The organism is Cupriavidus gilardii (assembly GCF_008801915.1).
GTDB classification, from domain to species: Bacteria; Pseudomonadota; Gammaproteobacteria; order Burkholderiales; family Burkholderiaceae; genus Cupriavidus; species Cupriavidus gilardii.
Genome location: NZ_VZOV01000001.1, coordinates 536,728 through 556,797, shown reverse-complemented (window position 1 = coordinate 556,797; position 20,070 = coordinate 536,728). Strand labels below are relative to the sequence as shown.

Sequence of the window (20,070 nt, the reverse complement as noted above, 5' to 3'; positions counted from 1 at the left end):
GGGGCGATCGGGGCTGCCTGCACTGGATCCATCACCGCCCTTCTCCCGTCCGTTGCTTGCGAGTGGGCGGCCATTATAGACAGCCATGCGACGGCCGCGGCGCAGCGCGGCACGCCGCATCGAGTCAGGCCTGGATGCGGGCGCCGTCCAGATACGGATTGACGCCGCGTGCGCCTTCGCTGAAGGCATCGAAGCCGCGAGCACCATCGGTGTACGCATCGGCAGCACGGCCGGGGGTTGCCGAGACGCCCACGCGATCCAGTCCGGCCACCTTGCGCGCGCCGTCGACAAACGGGTCGGCCTTGCGCGCGCCCTGGGTGTACGGGTCGAAGCCGCGGGCGCCATCGCCATGCACATCGAAGGTGCGCGCCCCTTCGGTGTAGGTCTGCGGCGTGCGGAACTCGTAGCCGTACTTGTCGGCGGGGACCGTCGCGGCCTGCGCGATGCCGGCACCGGCAAACGACAGCAGCAGAGCGGAAGCGATCTTCAGGGCGGTGTTCTTGGGCATGGCTTTCTCCTTCATCAGTCAGCGAATTTGAATCGGTTCGGACGCTGCCGCGCTTGAGTTTGTTGCGCCGTCGCGTCGTCCATGTGCTGAACTATAGAGGGAGGTCGCAGTGGGAGAAAGACCGCGGTTTGGCCTTGTTATTCAAATATTTTGATGCCAGATCGCCCCCCGCTTGGGAAGGCACGCGTAGCGCGAATTCAGCCGGCCGGCAGGCCTTGCCGGATGCCCAGTTGCTGGGCCATCAATACCAGGTCGGCGAAGGTTCGGGCCTTCATCTTGCGCATGGCCTGCCCGCGATGGATCTTGACGGTGACCTCGCTGATGCCGATCTCCGCCGCGATCTGCTTGTTCAGCAGGCCAGTGACCGCCAGCCCCATGACCTCCGCCTCGCGCGGTGTCAGCGTGGCGTAGTGCCGCCGGATCGCTTCGACCTGGCGCATCCCTTGCCGTCGCGCGCGGTCCTTGTCGAGCGCCGCCGTGACGGCATCGAGCAGATCCTGGTCGCGAAACGGCTTGGACATGAAATCCACCGCGCCCGCCTTCATTGCCGCGACTGTCATCGGGATGTCGCCATGCCCCGTCATGAAGATGATCGGAATGGGAACGCCCATCTGCAACAGGCGCGATTGGAGCTCCAGGCCGCTGGGGCCGCGCAGGCGAACATCCAGCACCAGGCAGCATGGCATGTCGGGAAGCTCGAACTCGAGTAGTTCGGCTGCCGAGTCAAACAGCGCCACTCGGATGCCGACGGACCGGAACAGGTTGCCCAGTGCATTGCGCAGCCCCGCATCATCGTCGACGATCAGCACCATCGACTCGCCGCCGGCAGCATGTGCCTCGCTGTGGGTGGTCACGGTCGGTCCTCCAGTGTGCTCGAGCAGATCGCGGGGATTATAGACAGGGCCGATGACGCGGCCCGCGGGACCGGCCGATTTCAGCATAGCGGCGCCGGCACGGCCACCCATACCTTTGTGTTAGTGGCGCCGCCGGCAGCGATGCCGCCACCGCCGTCCCCGTGAACGCGGGCGACGACGGTTCGCGTACTGCGCTGCCGCCATCGCGCCACTGGCCACTAATACGATCGGTCAATGGCGGCCAACGCCTGGGCCGTCTAGTCTTCTGTCGGGCTGCATCGCCGTCGCCCCGCCGATCGCGCACCGGTTCGGTGCCGCCCACCCCGCTTCGCGTACCGCGAATGCGCGCACCGCCTTTTTCGTCCCTCTCGTCCCACTTCGTTCTAACCTCGTTTCCAGGGAGCTCCCGATGGCCAACCCGAAGCTAGAAGTCCTGACCCCGCAGAACAGCCAGCTGATCATCATCGACCAGCAGCCGCAGATGGCGTTCGGCGTGCAGTCGATCGACCGCCAGACGCTGAAGAACAATGTCGTCGGCCTGGCCAAGGCCGCGAAGATCTTCAATGTGCCCACGACCATCACCACGGTCGAGAGCGAGTCGTTCTCGGGCTACACCTTCCCCGAGATCCTGGACGTGTTCCCCGAGGCAAAGACGCTCGAGCGCACCTCGATGAATTCCTGGGACGACCAGAAGGTGCGCGACGCGCTGAAGGCCAACGGCCGCAGGAAGGTCGTGGTGTCCGGCCTGTGGACCGAAGTCTGCAATACCACGTTCGCGCTGTGCGCGATGCTCGAGGGCGACTACGAGATCTACATGGTGGCCGATGCGTCGGGGGGCACCAGCAAGGACGCGCACGACTACGCGATGCAGCGCATGGTGCAGGCCGGCGTGGTGCCGGTGACCTGGCAGCAGGTACTGCTCGAATGGCAGCGCGACTGGGCGCACCGCGACACCTATGACGCGGTGATGAAGCTGGTCAAGGAACACTCCGGCGCCTACGGCATGGGCGTCGACTATGCCTACACGATGGTGCACAAGGCCGAGCAGCGCACGGCCACCCCGCACCAGTCGATCGCGCCGGTCGCGGCACGCTGAACGCCCCCCACCCCACCGCTTCCACCTGACTCGAGGAACGAACCGATGAACACGATCACCACCAAGGATGGTACCCGCATCTTCTACAAGGACTGGGGCACCGGCCGGCCGGTCGTCTTCTCGCATGGCTGGCCGTTGAACGCCGACGCCTGGGATGCCCAGATGCTGTTTCTGGTGCAAAAGGGCTTTCGCGTGATCGCGCACGACCGGCGCGGCCACGGCCGCTCCGATCAGCCGGCCCACGGCAACGACATGGACACCTATGCGGACGACCTGGCCGCGCTGCTCGACGCGCTCGACATCCAGGGCGCCACGCTGGTCGGCCATTCCACCGGCGGCGGCGAAGTGGCGCACTACATCGGCCGCCATGGCACCAAACGCGTCGCCAAGGCGGTGCTGATCGGCGCGGTGCCGCCGACCATGGCCAGGAGCGCTGCCTATCCGAATGGCCTGCCGCTGGAGGTATTCGACGGCATCCGCAAGGGCGTGGCCGACAATCGGTCGCAGTTCTACCAGGACCTGGCGATGCCGTTCTTCGGCTTCAACCGGCCCAATGCCAAGGTTTCGCAGGGCACGATCGACGCGTTCTGGGCGCAGGGCATGGCCGGCGGCATTGTCGGTCAGTACGCCTGCATCAAGGAATTCTCCGAGGTCGACTACACCGAGGACCTGAAGAAGATGACGGTGCCGACGCTGATCCTGCATGGCGATGACGACCAGATCGTGCCGATCGACAACGCGGCGCGGCTGTCCGTCGAGATCGCGCCGAACGCCACGCTGAAGGTCTACCCGGGCGCGTCGCATGGCATGTGCGTGACCAATGCCGACGAGGTCAATGCCGACCTGCTGGCCTTCCTGAACGCCTGAGCCGCAAGACAAGCCTATGTCAGTCACCCGCCGGCAATTCATCGCCTCGGCGGCCGCGCTCGGCGCGGCCGCCTCTTCGGAGCTCTTCGCCATGTCACCGAACCCGACACCCGACCTGATTCTCGTCAACGGCAAGTTCGCCACGCTCGATCGCGCCAATCCGCAGGCCGATGCCGTTGCCATCGCGGACGGCCGCTTCATTGCCGTCGGCGAGCGCCAGGACGTGATGAAGCTGGCGGCATCGGGCACCCGGGTGATCGATCTGAATGGCCGGCGGGCCATCCCCGGGCTGATCGACAGCCATATGCACATCATTCGCGGCGGCCTGAACTACAACATGGAGCTGCGCTGGGATGGCGTACGCTCGCTGGCCGACGCGATGCGCATGCTCAAGGCGCAGGTCGACCGCACTCCCGCGCCGCAATGGGTGCGCGTGGTGGGCGGCTTCACCGAGCACCAGTTCGCCGAGAAACGCCTGCCGACCATCGAGGAACTGAACGCCGTGGCGCCCGACACACCGGTGTTCATCCTGCATCTGTACGACCGCGCGATGCTCAACGGCGCCGCGCTGCGCGCCGTCGGCTACAACAAGGACACGCCCAATCCCCCGGGCGGCGAGATCGTGCGCGACGGCAGCGGCAACCCGACCGGCCTGCTGCTGGCCAAGCCCAATGCCACCATCCTCTATGCGACGCTGGCCAAGGGCCCGAAGCTGCCGCCCGAGTACCAGAAAAATTCGACCCGCCATTTCATGCGCGAGGTCAATCGGCTCGGCGTCACGGGCGTGATCGATGCCGGCGGCGGGTACCAGAACTACCCGGACGACTACCAGATCGTCGAGGAGCTGCACCGCGAGGGCCATCTGACCGTGCGGCTGGCCTACAACCTGTTCACGCAGAAGCCCAAGGAAGAGCTGCGCGACTTCCAGAACTGGACCTCATCGGTGCGGCCCGGCCAGGGCGACGATCTCTATCGCCACAACGGCGCCGGCGAGATGCTGGTCTACACCGCGGCGGACTTCGAGGACTTCCGCGTCGAACGCCCAGACATGCCGCCGTCGATGGAGGCCGATCTGGAGCCGGTGATCCGCCTGCTGGCCGAGAAGCGCTGGCCGTGGCGCCTGCACGCGACCTACGACGAAACCATCACGCGCGCGCTCGACGTCTACGAGAAGGTCGCGCGCGACGTCTCGTTCCAGGGCCTGAACTGGTTCTTCGACCACGCCGAGACGATCTCGGACCGCAATATCGACCGCATCGCCGCGCTCGGCGGCGGCATCGCGGTGCAGCATCGCATGGCCTACCAGGGCGAATACTTCGTCGAGCGCTACGGCGCCAAGGCGGCCGAGGCCACGCCGCCGGTCAGGAAGATGCTCGAGCGCGGCGTCAGGGTCGGGGCCGGCACCGATGCCACCCGCGTGGCCTCGTACAACCCCTGGGTATCGCTGTACTGGCTGACCACCGGCAAGACGGTGGGCGGCATGGCGATGTACCCGCAGGCCAATCTGCTGGACCGGGAGACCGCGCTGCGGTTGTGGACCGAGGCCAATACCTGGTTCTCGTCCGAGGTCGGCAAGAAGGGGCAGATCCAGGTGGGGCAGCTGGCCGACCTGGCGGTGCTGTCGGCCGACTACTTCTCGGTGCCCGGCGACGAGATCCAGGACATCACCTCGGTGATGACCGTGCTCGGCGGCAAGGTGGTCTACGGTGACGCCGAGTTTGGCCGGCACGAACCGGACCTGCCGCCGCCGATGCCGGACTGGTCGCCGGCCCGCCATGGCAGCCGCTACCAGCCGCGGCCGCAGGCGCAGGCCCGCACGCTGGCGCTGAACACCGCCTGCGGCTGCGTGTCCTCGTGCGGCGTGCATGGCCACGCGCACGCGAAGGCGTGGACATCGAGCGTGCCGACCAGCGATGAAAGCGGGTTCTGGGGCGCGCTGGGGTGCTCGTGCTGGGCGTTCTGATGGGTAGCCCCACCTGCAAGCCGTCCTGCAAGCCGTCCTGCAAGCCGGCGTGCAAGCCGACCCGCAAGCCGCCAACCGGAGAACCAACATGATGCTGTCGAGCTCCCGGCCTTCCCCGGCCGATGACGATGCGGGCATGCTGCCGCGCGCGATGCGCTGGATCGCGCTGTTGCTGCTGTGCGGCGCCTATCTGCAGGGCGGGCTGGTCAAGCTGCTCGATTTCCCCGGTGCCGTCGCCGAGATGCAGCATTTCGGCCTGAGCCCGGCCGTGCCGATGGCCGTCGCCACCATCGCGCTCGAGCTGGTGGCCGCCGCCATGATCCTGGCCGGCATTGGGCGCTGGCTCGGCGCGCTGGCCCTGGCGGCCTTCACGCTGGCCGCCACATTCCTGGCCAACCGCTTCTGGAACGCGCCGCCCGAGGCGCAGTTCATGATGGCCAACGCCTTCTTCGAGCACCTGGGCCTGGTCGGCGGCTTCCTGCTGGTGGCCTGGCACGACTGGCGTACGCGGAGGCGGGCATGAGCACCGGCGCGTCCCCCGATACGGCAGCGGCCGCGCCGGCATCGGCCGGCACCTTCGCGCCGCTGGCCAGGCCGACCTTCGCGGTACTGTGGGTCGCGACCATCCTTGGCAATATCGGCAGCTTCATGCGCGACGTCGCCAGCGCCTGGCTGGCCACCGACCTGTCGAGCTCGCCCGCTGCCGTCGCGACGATTCAGGCGGCGGCCACGCTGCCGGTATTCCTGCTGGCGATTCCCGCCGGCGTGCTGTCCGACATCCTCGATCGGCGCCGCTTCCTGATCGTGATCCAGATCGGCCTCGCGCTGGTCAGCGGCACGCTGATGCTGCTGGCCTGGCGGCAGGCGCTGACCATCGAGATCCTGATCGCGCTCGCCTTCGTCGGCGGCATCGGCGCGGCGATGATGGGCCCTACCTGGCAGTCGATCGTGCCCGAGCTGGTGCCGCCGAGCACGCTGCGGCAGGCAGTGGCGCTGAACGCGCTGGGCGTCAATATCGCGCGCGCCATCGGCCCTGCCACCGGCGGCCTGCTGCTGGCGGCATTCGGTGCGGCGGCGACCTACGGTGCCGATCTGCTCAGCTATCTGTTCGTGATCGCGGCGCTGATCTGGTGGCAACGCCCGGCCCAGCCCAGCGATCCGCTGCGCGAGCATTTCTTCAGCGCCTTCCGGGCCGGACTGCGCTTTACGCGGGCGCACAGCAAGCTGCATATCGTGCTGCTGCGTGCTGCCGTGCATTTTGCGTTCGGCAGCAGCGTCTGGGCCTTGCTTCCTTTGGTCGCGCGTCAGCTGCTCAACGGCGGCGCGGGCCTTTACGGCATCCTGCTGGGCGCCGTGGGTGCGGGCGCGATCCTGGGCGCGCTGACGATGCCGGCGCTGCAGAAGCGGCTCGATTCGGATGGCATGGTGCTGCTGTCCGCGGTAGTCACCGCCGCGGTGATGGCCGCGCTGTCGATCGCACCGCCGGTGTGGGTTGCGCTGCCGCTGCTGTTGCTGCTCGGCGCGGCATGGATCATGGCGCTGACCACGCTGGGCGGCGCGGCCCAGGCCATCCTGCCGAACTGGGTACGCGGCCGCGCGCTGGCCGTCTATCAGATGGTCTTCAACGGCGCGCTGGCCGGCGGCAGCCTGATCTGGGGCTTCGTCGCGCAGGGTTTGGGGACGCCCAATGCGCTGTGGATTGCCGGCGCGGGCCTGATCGTCGCGACACTGCTGCTGCGCCGGGTAAGGCTGCCGCGCGGCGAAGAGGACCTCGGTCCGGCACGCCACTGGCCCGAGCCGGAAAAGGCCGACGAGATCGCGCACGACCGGGGGCCCGTGATGATCCTGATCGAGTACTGCATTCCGGCCGCCAGCCGCGATGCCTTCCTGCGGGCCGTGCATCAGCTGTCGGAGGAGCGGCTGCGTGACGGCGCCTTCAGCTGGGGCGTGATGGAAGATCCGACCGATCCGGAGCTGCTGACCGAATGGTTCCTGGTGGAGTCGTGGGCCGAGCATCTGCGCCAGCACCGCCGCGTACCGCACGCGGACGCCGACCTGCAGCGCGACATCGCCCGCTTCCACACCGGTACCGAGCCGCCGCGCGTACGCCACCTGCTCGGTGTCGGCCTGCCGCCCGCGCCGCCCTGATTCCGCTCGCTTTCGCCGCGCTTGCCGCTTGCTTCCCTTGCTTGCCGCTTGCTTCCCGCTTCCTTCCTGCTTCCTTCCTGCTTACGAGGCTGCCATGAAGATCTATCTCGTTTCCTTGGGCGCCGGCATCCTGGTCGGCATCATCTATGCGCTGATGCAGGTCCGATCGCCCGCGCCGCCAGCGGTGGCATTGATCGGCCTGCTGGGCATGCTGATCGGCGAGCAGCTGATTCCGCCGGTCAAGCGCATGCTCGCGGGCGAGCCGGTCACCGTGGCCCGGTTCCATGCCGAGTGCGTGCCGAAGATTACCGGCACGCCGGGGCCGACGCTTGCCGCCAATCGCAAGGATGGCGATGCGGCGCACTGACGCGCTCTGCTGCGCCGGCATGCTGACGATGACGTGCGGCTGCGCGCTGGCGGAGGGTTCCGTCACGGTCTACGGCCGGCTCAATACGGCGCTCGAATACGTCCGTGCCGGTACGGCCGCCGACGGAAGCCATTTGGGCAGCGTCATCCGCCAGAGCAACTACCGGTCGGTGTTCGGCCTGCGCGGCGAGCAAGCGCTGGGCGGCTCGATGAAGGCGGTATGGCAGATCGAGAGCAACCTGTCGCCCGACACCGGCGACGGTCAGATCGCCGGGCGCAATTCGCGGATCGGGCTGCAGGGCGACTACGGCCTGCTGTTCCTGGGCCATTGGCATACGCCGTATACCGAGTCGACGATGGGCTACGACCCCTACTATCCGACCACCGCGGGTTATATGGCGCTGATCGGCAATGGGTCGGCCTCCACCTCCGACAACGTCGAAAACATCAGTTCGTTCGATCGCCGCCAGAAAAACATCGTGCAATACCGGTCGCCGCGCTTCGGCGGTGCCAGCTTGTGGCTCGGCTGGGGCTTGCCTGAGGAAAGGACGACGGTCGCGCGCAATCCGTCGCTCTACTCCGCTGCTCTGGTCTACCAAAGCGGACCGATCGACGCGACCGTTGCCTACGAGGTCCACCGGCACTATCAGGCGGCCGGCCGCAACGACGACGCATTGAAGCTCGGCCTGGCGTGGCAATTGCTGCCCGGCACGCGCATCGCCGGCGTCTACGAGCGGCTGCACTACCGGACTGCCAGCGGCGATCTTCAACGCAATGCCTGGTATGCGTCGCTGGTGCAGCGCCTGGGCGCCGGCAGCCTGCGGCTGGGCTTTGGGCTTGCGGCCAATGGCTCCGGCGCATCGACCGACACCATCGGGTTCGTCCGCAGCGGTCCGCAGACTGGCGCCATGCAATGGACGGTCGGCTACGACCATCCGCTGTCGAAGCGCACGGCGCTGTATGCGTACTACAGCCGCATCGACAACAAGCGGAACGCCACCTATGACTTGGCGATCAATGAGCTCGGCATCGCGGCGGGAGCCAATCCGCAGGTCTTTGCGCTCGGCATGCGGCATACCTTCTAGGCAAACGCCCGATTCCTCAAGGATCCCTTGTGACCTCGCCCCCCGTGATTGCCATCGTCGACGACGACATCTCCGTCAGGGATGCCATGGGGAGGCTGGTGCGGTCCCTCGGCCTGGCGGTCGAACTCTATGGCTGCGGCGCGGATCTGCTGCAATCGGCCACGCTGCATCAGATCGCATGCGTGATCACCGACGTCCAGATGCCGCAAATGAACGGCTTCGCGCTGTGCGAGGCGCTGCGCGCGAGGGGCTGCCACGTGCCGATCATCTTCATGACGGCGTTTTCCGAACAAGGCCACGAGCGACGCGCCTGCGCGGCTGGCGCCGCCTGCTTTGTCAACAAGCCGTTCGAGGATACGGAGATCATCGGATGTATCGAGCGGGCGCTGGGCGGCGGCGAGCAGAACCGCTAGTCATCGAGCATATCGTCCAGCCTTTCCGCATGACAAAAGGCACAGGGCACATGGCACATGGCACGGTGATTCCCGCCACCCCAGGTTGACACCGCAAGTACGCATGCCAATACTGGGCTTTGGCAATGGCCTGCTCGGTTCTTGCCGTTTCGCTCACGCTGCAAGGAGTAAGCCATGCCTCAAGCCCGACCGCTGCTGCTCGCCGCCCTGCTGACACTGCTCGCGGGATGCGCCGGCCAAGCACCGATTGCGCCCACCGCTTCCACACCGGGGCCGGCACCAGCCGCCGCCGGCCCGACGTCTGGCGGCAAGACCGAGGTACTGTGGCTTGGCCAAGCCGCCACGCGCATTACGACGCCAGGGGGCAAGGTGATCGTGATCGATCCCTGGCTGACTGCGAATCCGAAGACCCCAGCCCCCTTCAAGCAGTTGCAGGCGCTGGGCAAGGTCGATCTGATCCTGGTCACGCACGCGCACGGCGACCACCTGGGCGACGCCCCGGCATTGGCCAAGATGCATAACGCCCCGATCTACAACGGCGGCGGCATGGGGCAAACGCTGGTCAGCCTCGGCATGGTGCCGGCCAACCTGTCGCAGCGCTTCGGCAAAAGCGGCACGGTGACGCCGTTCGGCCCGAACGGTCCCAGGATCACCGCCGTGCATGCCGAGCACTCGTCCGAGCTGGTCTGGAAGAACCCGAGTTCGGGCAAGGACGAGGTCCACTACGGCGGCGAGCCGGTGGGCTACATCATCGAGATGGAGAACGGCTTTCGCATCTGGCATATGGGCGATACCGGCCTGTTCGCCGATATGCGCCTGATCGGCGAACTCTACAAGCCCGACCTGGTGCTGATTCCAATCGGCGGGCATTTCACCATGGGACCGCGCGAGGCGGCGATCGCCGTGCGCGAGATGATCCGGCCGAAATACGCGATGCCGATTCACTACCTGACCAATCCGATGTTGCGCGGCACGCCGGCGGAATTTACTGCGGCGCTGGGCGCCACGGAAACGACCCGGATCATCGTGCCGGAGCCGGGGCAGAAGGTCGACTTCTGAGGGGCCGGCGCTCTCCGCCTGCATTGTCCCCGCGATCCGATGGCAGCCGCGTTGCCGGCTATCAGCCATCTCCGTGATTGACGCATCGCGCTGCGCCTCCTATGGTCGATTGGCCGCCCCCTTGCGCGGCCTGACAGCCTTCACAAGTGCCGGTCCAAGGCCAAGGCGGAATATCGACATGGAGACAAAGCATGCAAGATACCAACACGGACAATCCGCCGGACCAGGACCGCAGCACCCGCCACGCTGACTATCCGATCCGCGCCGCCTCTGGCGCGCTGCTGGCCGGCATCGTCCTGACCCTTTCCGCCTGCGGGGGCGACGATCACGAACACAAGCCACCACCCAGTGCCGCCAAGCCCAAGACCTGCGCCGAAATGGCGACCGTCGAAGTACCGGCCACGGCAATCGGACTGCCCACTTCTGGTGCAGTGGTCACCGAGGCGACCGTGGTGCCGGCCGGCGGCAGCGGCGCGCAGGCTACCGGCGAGTATTGCCGGGTGTTGGGCCATATCCGGCCGGTCGACCCCAATGCGCCGAATATCCGCTTCCAGTTGAATCTTCCGGCCAACTGGAACAACAAGATCATGATGTTCGGTGGCGGCGGCTACAACGGCACGATTCCGGCGGCGCAAGGCAATGTGCCGGCCGGCCCCGCCGACCAGCCCACGCCGCTGGGGCGCGGCTATGCCACCTTCGCCAGCGACTCCGGCCATCAGGCCGGCGCGCTGGGCAGCCGGGATGGCTCGTTCGGCGTCAATGACGAGGCCTTGCGCAATTTCGCCAGCGATGCGTTGAAGAAGACCCGCGACACAGCGCTGCACTTGATCAAGGCTCGCTACGCGACCGAAGGACCGCGCAAGGCGTACTTTGCGGGAGGCTCCACCGGTGGCCGCGAAGCGCTCGCCGTGGTCCAGCGCTGGCCCGACGATTGGAACGGTGCCATCGTGCTCTATCCCGCGTGGAACGCTGCGACATTGGATCTGGCGTTTGGGCGCATCACGCGGGCGCTCGCGCAGCCAGGGGCCTATCCCAATGCCGCCAAACGTCGCGCACTCTTTGACGCCTCACTGCAGGCCTGCGATACGCTCGACGGCGTGCAGGATGGCCTCATCAGCAATGTCGCGGCGTGCAACGCCACCTTCGATCCGGCGACGGCGACCCTGAACGGCGCCCCGCTGCGCTGCACGGGCGGGGGCGACACCGGCGACAACTGCCTGTCCGATCCGCAGATCGCGGCGCTAAAGGTCTACAACGCGCCGATCCAGTTCGCGTATCCGCTGGGCAGCGGCGAGACGCAGTACCCGGGCTTCAACGTATGGGGAGCGGACTTTGGCATGTCGGGGCCGTCGCCCGTGCAAGCGACGGTGATCGCGCTCGCGCTCAATCTCGACCCGCCCGCGACGCCGATGTCTGCCACGGCGCCGTATTTCGCGGTGTTCTGGGACCAGTGGGTCCGCTTCTTCGTCACGCGCGACCCGAACTTCAACTCGCTGTCGCTGGATCCGGAGAACCCGGGCCCCTGGCAGTCTCGCGTCAGCGAACTGACCGCGCTGCAGGACATCAACAAGACGGACCTGAGCGCATTCGCCGCCAAGGGCGGCAAGATCCTGATGGCCCATGGCAATGCCGACGTGCTGGTCAGCTCGCGCGCGACGGCCCAGTACTACGAGCGCGTGCGCACCACCATGGGCGCGGACCGGGTCGGGCAGTTCATGCGCTACTATGAAATCCCGGGCTATGGCCACGCCGCCAGCACGGTGTTCAACGCGGCCTGGGATTCGCTGACCGCGCTGGAAAACTGGGTAGAGAAAGGTGCCGAACCGCCCCCGCAGGTGGTCGCCGACACGGTCGGTGTGCCGGGACGCACGCGCCCGCTTTGCCCGTATCCGAGCTGGCCGCGGTACAAGGGAGGCGGTGACATCAACATGGCCGGCAGCTTCAGCTGCGTCACGCAATAGCAAATAGCGCGAGCGTCTGTTACGAACGGCCTCGTGCTCCGGAGGCCCGGCCTCGGGTAACAGCGAGGCCGGGCCGGTGGCTAGTCTTGCTTTACAAGTCCGACCTGCCCCCGATTGCATGCGTCAGGGGCGAAAAACGTCGTCCAGGCACTCCGCCTCCAGGGTTCTGTCCTGCCAGACCTCCAGCTGATCCGTTGAAGCGGCGTCCAACTGGGCGAGGACATGTGTGGACAATGGGCCGAAACGATGCCGCAGGAGCTTTGCCAAAGCTTTGGCGTGACCCATGTGAACCCCCTTCTCGATCCCCTGCTCGACCTCCTTCTGCGCATACTCCCGCGCCCAGCGGTAAAACTTTGCCGTCATGTCCATTTCCAACTCCATCAGGTTATGTACTTCAGTTAAACGCAACGCATTCGGTGTCAGAGCAGCGAACCAGGCTGTCATTGCCTCGTCGAGGGCGGCATTGTGTGCCGTCAATTCTCTCGCCAGCCGCAATGGTTCGAGCATCGCTTCGATGTTCTGGGCCCGTTCCAACCGCATCAGCACTGCCACCAAATTTCGCTTCCCCGCCAGGTCGGCATCCGTGTAGCGGGTACGGTCGATCAGGAAATAGTTCAGGCGCGGCTGGTGACTCGCCATGGACGGCGGCAGTGGGCAAATCATCGCCGCGATTTCCGTATCCGCTTGCCATGGTCGGTTGCCGTTGTAGAACACGATCGGCAGCACCGCCGGATACCGTGGACCGCGCCGACGGCCATGTGGACGGCTGGGTCGACGGCTCGCATCGCGGTAGAACATGCCGACATAGGCGAGCATGCGTGCCGCCATGTCGGCATCGACTCGACTTTGAAATTCAATCAGCAAGTAGAGCGGCTGCTCCTGCCCGGCGACGTCGATTCGCCGAACCACATCGTTGATGCCGTAACGAAGGCGGTCCGACACATAGTGTCCGGGTACCGGCTCAAGGGAATTCCAGTCCAGCGCGTGCAGCCAGGACTCGTCGATGAAACCATGTATCAGGTCGCGCACGACTTCGCGAAAGGAGAACACCAGCTTGTATGAGCCATCGTGGTCGCGGCCTTTCGCAGGGGCGTCACCGTCTGCCGTATCCCCGGGTTCGGCTATGCGGTGGCATATCGGATCGGGAAATCGGCGCAGGGTCGAATAACCGCCGATGGCATGCCCGCCCGAATGCGTCATCAAACAGCGCGCGGGAGGGCGAACGGGATAGCGGGCGAGATGGGCGGCAACGGGGGGGTCGAGATAGGGGTTCATAGGCAAGGACAGCCAGGTTGAGGAGGGGGCCAACGTCCCGATAAGTTGCCAGCCAATCGGCTACGGTGCTTGCCTGAAATGCCGCGGATTTAACAGGCGGGGACCTCTATAGGGTGCGCGCAGGAACGCCTGCCCGCGGCGGCCCCTGCGCGATACCGGTTCCCTGTCCATACCGCCAGCAGCCCCCTGGATCGGCGTCCCGTACGGCCCTTCCTGTGCCCCCAATCTCGGTTAGTGGTAACCTCCGCTATTTTTAAAACGCATATCTGGTCTCTGAAAATATGACTTCGCCCGCCCCACTCCCGCCCTCTAGACTTGCTCCAGCCCAGCGGGACCGGCGCAATCCGGCCGCGACAAGCCAGCAGCACGACTGGTTCGGGACAATCCAGAACAGGAGACAAACGATGAAGAAGGCGTTGCTCGCCCTTCTGGCGGTCTGCGGCATGGCCGCGGTCGCCCCGGCCCAGGCCGACCCCGCCTGGCCTTCGAAGCCGATTCGACTGGTGATTCCATTCCCCCCGGGCGGCGGCACCGACATCCTGTCCCGCCTGGTCGCCAATCAGCTGACCCAGAGCGCCAAATGGACCGTGGTACCGGACAACCGTCCGGGCGCGGGCGGCACCATCGGCATTGCCGAAGCCGTACGGGCGACGCCCAATGGCTATGAGCTGGTGATGGGCCAGAAGGACAACCTGATCGTGGCCCCGTGGCTCTACAAGACGGTCAAGTACGATCCGACCAAGGACTTGGTGGCAGTGACCCACGTCGCCTATACGCCGATCATGATCGTCGCGCCGGCCAATTCGCCGTTCAAGAACATCGCCGACGTGGTTGCCGCCGCCAAGCGTGCGCCCGGTTCGATCAAGTACGGCTCGCCGGGCAATGGCACTACCATTCACCTGGCAGCGGAGATCTTCAGCCAGGCCGCGGGCATCAAGCTGCTGCACGTGCCGTACAAGGGCTCGAACGCCGCGATGATGGATGCGATCGCCGGCAACGTCGATCTGATGGTGGCCTCGGTGCCGTCGGCCATGGCGCAAATCAAGGCCGGCAAGCTGCGCGCGCTGGCCGTGACGTCCGCCACGCGCAGCACCTCGCTGCCCGATGTGCCGACGCTTGCCGAAAGCGGCTACAAGCAGGTCGACGTCAGCACGTGGTATGGCATCTTCGCGCCGGCGAAGACGCCGCGCGAGGTCGTCGACAAGCTGGCGACCGAAGTGAACAAGCAGCTCGCCACGCCGGCGATGATCCAGGCCATCCACGAGCAAGGCGCCGAGCCGAAGGTGATGACCCAGAAGCAGTTCGCCGACCTGGTCCAGTCGGACTACAGGAAGTGGAAGACCATCGTGCAGGAATCCGGCGCGACGGTCGAATAAGCAGCACCTCTGCCTCGCCGGGCGTCTTTCCGGATGCCTGCATGACGCGATGCCGCCGCCTTCGGTGGCGGCATCGGCGCCTCTCCCCTCCCTCCTCGCCCCGTTTCGGCAAATAACACTGACCTATTGGGCCTTGGCGGCATCCTCCGTCTGCTCGCCTATATTCGAGTGATCCGGACTCGCGAAATCGAGACGCCGCGTATCGCCCGATCCGCCGCGGTACGGCACCGGTCCGGGAGGCAAGACGAGGAGGCAACCATGGCCACGCCCAACTGGAACATCCGGGGTCAGTACTACGAGACCTGCAACTGCGACTTCATTTGCCCCTGCCTGCCCGGGCAGCTCGCGGTACCGCCCACCAAGGGCCACTGCATCTTCGCGATGGGCTTCCAGATCGAGCAGGGCCGTTATGGCGAGGTCCCGCTGGATGGACTTGGCTTTATCGTGCTGGGCTCGACGCCGGAGGAGATGGGCAAGGGCAACTGGTCGGTCGGCTTGATCGTCGACGAACGCGCCGATGCATCACAGCGTGATGCGATCACCGCCATTGCGAGCGGCGCCGCGGGCGGGCCGATGGCGGCGCTCTCCCCACTGGTCGGCACCTTCGAAGGCGTGGAGTCGGCGCAGATCCGCTTCGATCGCAACACCAGAAGCTGGTCGGTCACCGCGCCGAACCTCGTCGACATGGCCGCCGAAGGCGTGATGGGCATCAACCCGAATGCGACCGAGCCGATTCATCTGGACAACACCGGCCATCCCGCAGCCGACCGCGTCGCGCTGGCGCGCCCCGCACGCAGCCACGTCCACGCGCTCGGCATGGTCTGGGACGACGACAGCGGCCGCAACAATGGCCAATATGCGCCATTCTCCTGGCAGGGAACCTGAGCCCGCCGGCGCGGTGCCGCTGCCCGACGCCAGACGTTTCGGCGCACTGCCGCAACGCGACCGCCTGCTGGTCTGGGGTTGCATGCTGGTCATCGCCGCGCTGGCGTGGGGCTATCTGCTCCATCTGCATCGCTCGATGGCGCCGGCTACGGACCACGCCGCGATGATGGCCGGCATGGGCATGGCGATGCCGATGCACTGGTCGGCCGCGGACGGGCTTTACACCCTGGCGATGTGGGTGGTCATGATGATCGGCATGATGGCGCCGGCCGCCGCGCCAGTGATGTTGGTCTACGCCGGCCTGCAACGCCGGCGGCCCGGCCGCAGGCTGCCGGCAGCCGTGGTCTGCTTCGGGCTTGGCTATCTGGCCGTCTGGGTCGGTTTCAGCGCCGCCATCACACTGGTGCAATGGGGCCTTCATCAGACCATGCTGCTGTCTCCGGCGATGGCGATATCGAGCCGCGTGGCCGCGGGCGCCATCCTCTGCCTGGCGGGACTCTACCAGCTGACGCCATGGAAGCGGGCCTGCCTGACCCACTGCCGCAGCCCGCTCGGTTTCCTGATGACGAACTGGCGCGACGGCAAGCGCGGTGCGCTGACGATGGGTCTCCGTCATGGCGCGTTTTGCCTGGGCTGCTGCTGGGCGCTGATGGCCGTGCTGTTCGTCACCGGCGTGATGGCGCTGGTCTGGGCTGCCGCGCTCGCTCTGCTCGTGCTGCTGGAAAAGGCAGGGCCGGCCGGCCTGCAGCTGGCACGGCTTTCCGGCGTCGTGCTGATCGTGGCCGGCGCGCTGATGATCTGGCTTGCCGTGACACCTGCCGCCTGAGCGACTTGCCCTGTCTCGGCCATGCGGCGCCGGTACACTGCGGTATTCGACATCGGAGCCCGCACCCATGCCCGCACTGCGCACCCTCTACCCAGAAATCGAGCCCTACGAGACCGGCACGCTCGATGTCGGCGACGGCCATGTCATCTACTATGAGCGCGCCGGTACGCCGGGCGCCAAGCCCGCGGTGTTCCTGCACGGCGGGCCGGGGGGCGGCATCTCGCCCGACCATCGGCGCCTGTTCGACCCCTCACGCTATGACGTATTGCTGTTCGACCAGCGCGGCTGCGGCCGGTCGACCCCGCATGCCGGACTCGAGGCCAATACCACCTGGCACCTGGTCGACGATATCGAACGGCTGCGCGCATTGGCCGGCGTCGAGCGCTGGCTTGTGTTCGGCGGCTCCTGGGGCTCGACGCTGGCGCTGGCCTACGCGCAGAAACATCCCGAGCGGGTCAGCGAGCTGGTCTTGCGCGGCATCTACACGGTGTCGCAGGCCGAACTGGACTGGTACTACCAATACGGCGTCTCCGAAATGTTCCCCGACAAGTGGGCACGCTTCCAGGCGCCGATCCCCGAGGCCGAGCGCGGCAACATGATGGCGGCCTACCGCAAGCTGCTGACCGGCGACGACAAGGCCAGGCAGATCGAAGCCGCGCGCGCGTGGAGCGTGTGGGAAGCCGAAACCATTACGCTGCTGCCCGATCCGGCGATCGCCGCCAAGCACGACGATGGCCATTTCGCGCTGGCATTTGCCCGGCTGGAGAACCACTACTTCACGCACCGCTGCTGGCTGGAAGAAGGGCAGCTGCTGCGCGACGCGCACCGGCTGGCCAACATCCCCGGCGTCATCGTGCACGGCCGCTACGACATGCCGTGCCCGGCGCGCTACGCCTATGCGTTGCACCAGGCCTGGCCGCGGGCGGACTTTCATCTGGTCGAGGGTGCCGGGCATGCATGGACGGAGCCGGGCATTCTTGATCGGCTGATTGCGGCAACGGATCGCTTTGCAGCGGAGCGGTAGCAGGCAGCCGCGGTCGTCGTAACCCGCCGCGCCTGCCTGGCGGTTTTGCCACTACCCCGCCGTCACACCTCCCCCATCGCCGGATCGCTGACCGTATGCCGCCCGGTTTCCACCCGGCCGGCAAAGCGGCGATAGAAGGCCGGATCGCTGCTGCATGTCACCGCGAAGTCGTACCACTGGCCGCTGTCGGCCAGCGACCAGTGACGCGATGCCGTGCCGCCCGCGGCAACATCCACTTGCCATGGGCCGTCGGCGCGATAGGCCAGCGGCGTGATGGCGAACTGGCAAGCGGCGGCGCCCGGATTGAGCAGGTCCACGTAGACATCGCCATTGGCGATGTCGTAGCAGACGCGGATCTCGGGCGCGGCCTGCGTACCGCCCAGCCGGTTCAGATCGCCCTTGAAGTGCCGGTGATAGCCGTTGGGGCCCAGCACCCACAGATCGTAGCGGCCGAAATTGTCGGACGCGGCGTTCCAGGTATCGGACAGCGTCTTGCCGGCCTCGACCATATAGCGGCGTGGAATGCGGTCGAGCTTGTGGCCGTCGTAGACGTGGAACACGGCGGCCTGCGTCCCGGTATTCGAGAACAGCAGTTCGACCTGGCCGGACGCCTGGCACCGCGCGCTGGTATGCAGCTCGTAGGGAAGCGCGCGCGAAGGACGCGTGCCCGGTGCCTGCAGCGGCAGCGCCATGTCGCGCGGCACCGGCACGGCCGGCAGCCGCTGCTGCGCGGCGCGCAGCGCGTCGGCGGCGTCGCGCGTGGTGCGGCCGGCCAGCGTCGGCAGCGCTTCCGAATTGGGCGTCTTGAAATTGAACGCGCTGGTCAGGTCGCCGCAGACGGCGCGCCTGAACGGGCTGATGTTCGGCTCCTGCACGCCGAAGCGGGCTTCGAGGAAGCGCAGCACCGAGGTGTGGTCGAACACCTGCGAATTGACCCAGCCGCCGCGGCTCCACGGCGAGATCACGTAAAGCGGCACGCGCGGGCCCGGCCCATAGACACGGCCATCCGGCGCCGGCTGGCTGGTGCTGCCCTGCGGCGGCGGCTGCGTGAAATACTCCGGCGCCAGTTGCTCCTCGCTCAGCGTCGTCTTGCCGGCGTACGTGTTGTCCGGATTGCGGGACGGCGCCGACGGCGACGGCACGTGATCGAAATAGCCGTCGTTCTCGTCGAAATTGACGATCAGGACCGTCTTGCTCCAGACCTCGGGGTTGGCCGTCAGCGCATCGAGGACTTCCTGCAGGAACCACGAGCCTTGCACCGGGCTCGACGGCCCCGGATGCTCGCAGTAGATCGACGGCGCGTTGATCCACGACACCTGCGGCAGCTTGCCTTCGCGCACGTCGCGCTTGAAGGCATCAAGATACTGGTCCGGCTGGCTTCCCGGCAGCGTGTTGGCGACGCCCTTGTACAGCGGGTTGTTGGCGTTGTCGGTCGCCGCATCGTAGGCGTGATACGGCAGCGGCTGGCCCGTATCGTTGTACGGCGCGCCCGGGGCGCCGCCGCTCGACACCGGAAAGCCCGATGCCAGATTGGCGCGGCGGAAGCTCTGGAAGGCGCCGAGCATGTTGTCGCCCCACTCGTCCGGCATGTTCTGGTAGCTGATCCAGCTGATGCCGGCCTCTTCCAGCCGCTCGGCATAGGTCTTCCACGTGTAGCCGATGTTCGCGTCCGACGGAATGCCGTTGATCGCATCCCACTCGTTGTTGACGAAGGCGACGTTCTGCGGCACCGGGCCGTTGGTGCCGGTCAAATGGAACGACCGGTTCGCGTCGGTGCCGGTATGCATCGAGCAGTGATAGGCGTCGCAAATCGTGAACGCGTTGGCCAGCGCAAACTGGAACGGGATCTCCTGTTCCTTGTAATACCCCATCGACGTGTCGGTCTTGGCTACCGGCCAGCGTGACATGCGGCCGTGGTCCCACGCTTCCTGGCTGTCCTTCCACGAGTGTGGCGTGCCGGCGACGCGCTGCGCGTTATTGGCGGTGCCATCCAGATGGTAGGGGGTGATCACCGTGCCGTTGGCGCGTTCCTGCTGCCAGACCTTGCGGCCGTTTGGCATCGGAATCGTGATGCGATCGCCGAATCCGCGCACGCCGCTGAGCGTGCCGAAGTAGTGGTCGAACGAGCGGTTCTCCTGCATCAGGATCACCACGTGCTGCACGTCCATGATGGTGCCGGTGGCGTTGTTGGCCGGAATGGCCAGCGCGCGGCGGATGCTCGGAGGAAAGGCGGCCAGCGCGGCGGCCGAAAAACCGGCAGCCGCGCTCGCCTGCAGGAATCTGCGGCGAGAGGTCATTTCTGTTCGTTGTTGTGGTAGGAGGCAGAGCGCGCGATGGCGCAAGGTACGCCGGTTGACGGAGTGC

At 66.5% G+C, this 20,070-nt stretch carries 18 protein-coding genes; 14 read left to right on the top strand and 4 right to left on the bottom strand.

Annotated elements, in window-relative coordinates:
• Window positions 1-124 precede the first annotated feature (124 nt).
• Together F7Q96_RS02490 and F7Q96_RS02485 are read right to left on the bottom strand one after the other, a co-directional pair.
• Window positions 125-508: a hypothetical protein gene (locus tag F7Q96_RS02490; protein ID WP_053824627.1), complete on the bottom strand. Its 384-nt coding sequence runs from the start codon at window positions 506-508 to the stop codon at window positions 125-127.
• A 197-nt stretch (window positions 509-705) separates the two neighbouring features.
• Window positions 706-1,320 (bottom strand): response regulator transcription factor, encoded by a 615-nt coding sequence (locus F7Q96_RS02485; protein ID WP_053824628.1) that lies wholly within the window; start codon window positions 1,318-1,320, stop codon window positions 706-708.
• A gap of 451 nt (window positions 1,321-1,771) precedes the next feature.
• Between F7Q96_RS02485 and F7Q96_RS02480 the strand changes: the two genes are divergently transcribed.
• The 10 genes from F7Q96_RS02480 (at window position 1,772) to F7Q96_RS02435 (ending at window position 12,320) form a co-directional block, all read left to right on the top strand.
• Window positions 1,772-2,458 carry a hydrolase gene (locus tag F7Q96_RS02480; protein ID WP_053823938.1) on the top strand — a complete coding sequence of 229 codons (687 nt, stop codon included), beginning with the start codon at window positions 1,772-1,774 and terminating at the stop codon, window positions 2,456-2,458.
• Between the two features lie 45 nt (window positions 2,459-2,503).
• A complete protein-coding gene (locus F7Q96_RS02475; protein ID WP_053823939.1) occupies window positions 2,504-3,325 on the top strand; it encodes an alpha/beta fold hydrolase in 822 nt (273 codons plus the stop codon).
• A gap of 16 nt (window positions 3,326-3,341) precedes the next feature.
• The gene (locus F7Q96_RS02470) at window positions 3,342-5,288 is read left to right on the top strand and encodes an amidohydrolase (protein ID WP_053823940.1); all 1,947 of its coding nucleotides are present in this window, start codon (window positions 3,342-3,344) and stop codon (window positions 5,286-5,288) included.
• A gap of 91 nt (window positions 5,289-5,379) precedes the next feature.
• The gene (locus F7Q96_RS02465) at window positions 5,380-5,811 is read left to right on the top strand and encodes a DoxX family protein (RefSeq protein ID WP_390885713.1); all 432 of its coding nucleotides are present in this window, start codon (window positions 5,380-5,382) and stop codon (window positions 5,809-5,811) included.
• Window positions 5,808-7,436: an MFS transporter gene (locus tag F7Q96_RS02460; RefSeq protein WP_053823942.1), complete on the top strand. Its 1,629-nt coding sequence runs from the start codon at window positions 5,808-5,810 to the stop codon at window positions 7,434-7,436. The genes F7Q96_RS02465 and F7Q96_RS02460 overlap by 4 nt, the downstream gene beginning before the upstream one ends.
• A 94-nt stretch (window positions 7,437-7,530) precedes the next feature.
• Entirely contained in the window at window positions 7,531-7,803 is a 273-nt protein-coding gene (locus F7Q96_RS02455) for a XapX domain-containing protein (protein ID WP_053823943.1), read from the top strand.
• A complete protein-coding gene (locus F7Q96_RS02450) occupies window positions 7,790-8,887 on the top strand; it encodes a porin (RefSeq protein WP_144425954.1) in 1,098 nt (365 codons plus the stop codon). The genes F7Q96_RS02455 and F7Q96_RS02450 overlap by 14 nt, the downstream gene beginning before the upstream one ends.
• A 44-nt stretch (window positions 8,888-8,931) precedes the next feature.
• Window positions 8,932-9,300: a response regulator transcription factor gene (locus F7Q96_RS02445; protein WP_082371745.1), complete on the top strand. Its 369-nt coding sequence runs from the start codon at window positions 8,932-8,934 to the stop codon at window positions 9,298-9,300.
• Between the two features lie 174 nt (window positions 9,301-9,474).
• Window positions 9,475-10,359 carry a metal-dependent hydrolase gene (locus tag F7Q96_RS02440; protein WP_053823945.1) on the top strand — a complete coding sequence of 295 codons (885 nt, stop codon included), beginning with the start codon at window positions 9,475-9,477 and terminating at the stop codon, window positions 10,357-10,359.
• Window positions 10,360-10,550: 191 nt separating this feature from the next.
• Complete coding sequence (locus F7Q96_RS02435; RefSeq protein ID WP_082371746.1) at window positions 10,551-12,320, top strand: tannase/feruloyl esterase family alpha/beta hydrolase; 1,770 nt, start codon at window positions 10,551-10,553, stop codon at window positions 12,318-12,320.
• Window positions 12,321-12,443: 123 nt separating this feature from the next.
• On the opposite strand, the gene F7Q96_RS02430 is transcribed toward F7Q96_RS02435, so the two are convergent.
• Entirely contained in the window at window positions 12,444-13,595 is a 1,152-nt protein-coding gene (locus F7Q96_RS02430) for an Rpn family recombination-promoting nuclease/putative transposase (protein ID WP_082371747.1), read from the bottom strand.
• Between the two features lie 404 nt (window positions 13,596-13,999).
• Here F7Q96_RS02430 and F7Q96_RS02425 point away from each other — a divergent pair, with 404 nt between their 5' ends.
• From F7Q96_RS02425 to pip, 4 genes are all read left to right on the top strand, one after another.
• Window positions 14,000-14,971 (top strand): Bug family tripartite tricarboxylate transporter substrate binding protein, encoded by a 972-nt coding sequence (locus F7Q96_RS02425; RefSeq protein ID WP_053823947.1) that lies wholly within the window; start codon window positions 14,000-14,002, stop codon window positions 14,969-14,971.
• A gap of 258 nt (window positions 14,972-15,229) precedes the next feature.
• Entirely contained in the window at window positions 15,230-15,856 is a 627-nt protein-coding gene (locus F7Q96_RS02420; protein ID WP_082371748.1) for a DUF1326 domain-containing protein, read from the top strand.
• The gene (locus F7Q96_RS02415) at window positions 15,828-16,682 is read left to right on the top strand and encodes a DUF2182 domain-containing protein (RefSeq protein ID WP_212762833.1); all 855 of its coding nucleotides are present in this window, start codon (window positions 15,828-15,830) and stop codon (window positions 16,680-16,682) included. Before F7Q96_RS02420 ends, F7Q96_RS02415 begins: the two co-directional genes overlap by 29 nt.
• A gap of 67 nt (window positions 16,683-16,749) precedes the next feature.
• Window positions 16,750-17,706 carry a prolyl aminopeptidase gene (pip, locus tag F7Q96_RS02410; RefSeq protein WP_053823949.1) on the top strand — a complete coding sequence of 319 codons (957 nt, stop codon included), beginning with the start codon at window positions 16,750-16,752 and terminating at the stop codon, window positions 17,704-17,706.
• A 62-nt stretch (window positions 17,707-17,768) separates the two neighbouring features.
• On the opposite strand, the gene F7Q96_RS02405 is transcribed toward pip, so the two are convergent.
• Entirely contained in the window at window positions 17,769-20,003 is a 2,235-nt protein-coding gene (locus tag F7Q96_RS02405; protein WP_053823950.1) for a phosphocholine-specific phospholipase C, read from the bottom strand.
• Window positions 20,004-20,070: the final 67 nt, after the last annotated feature.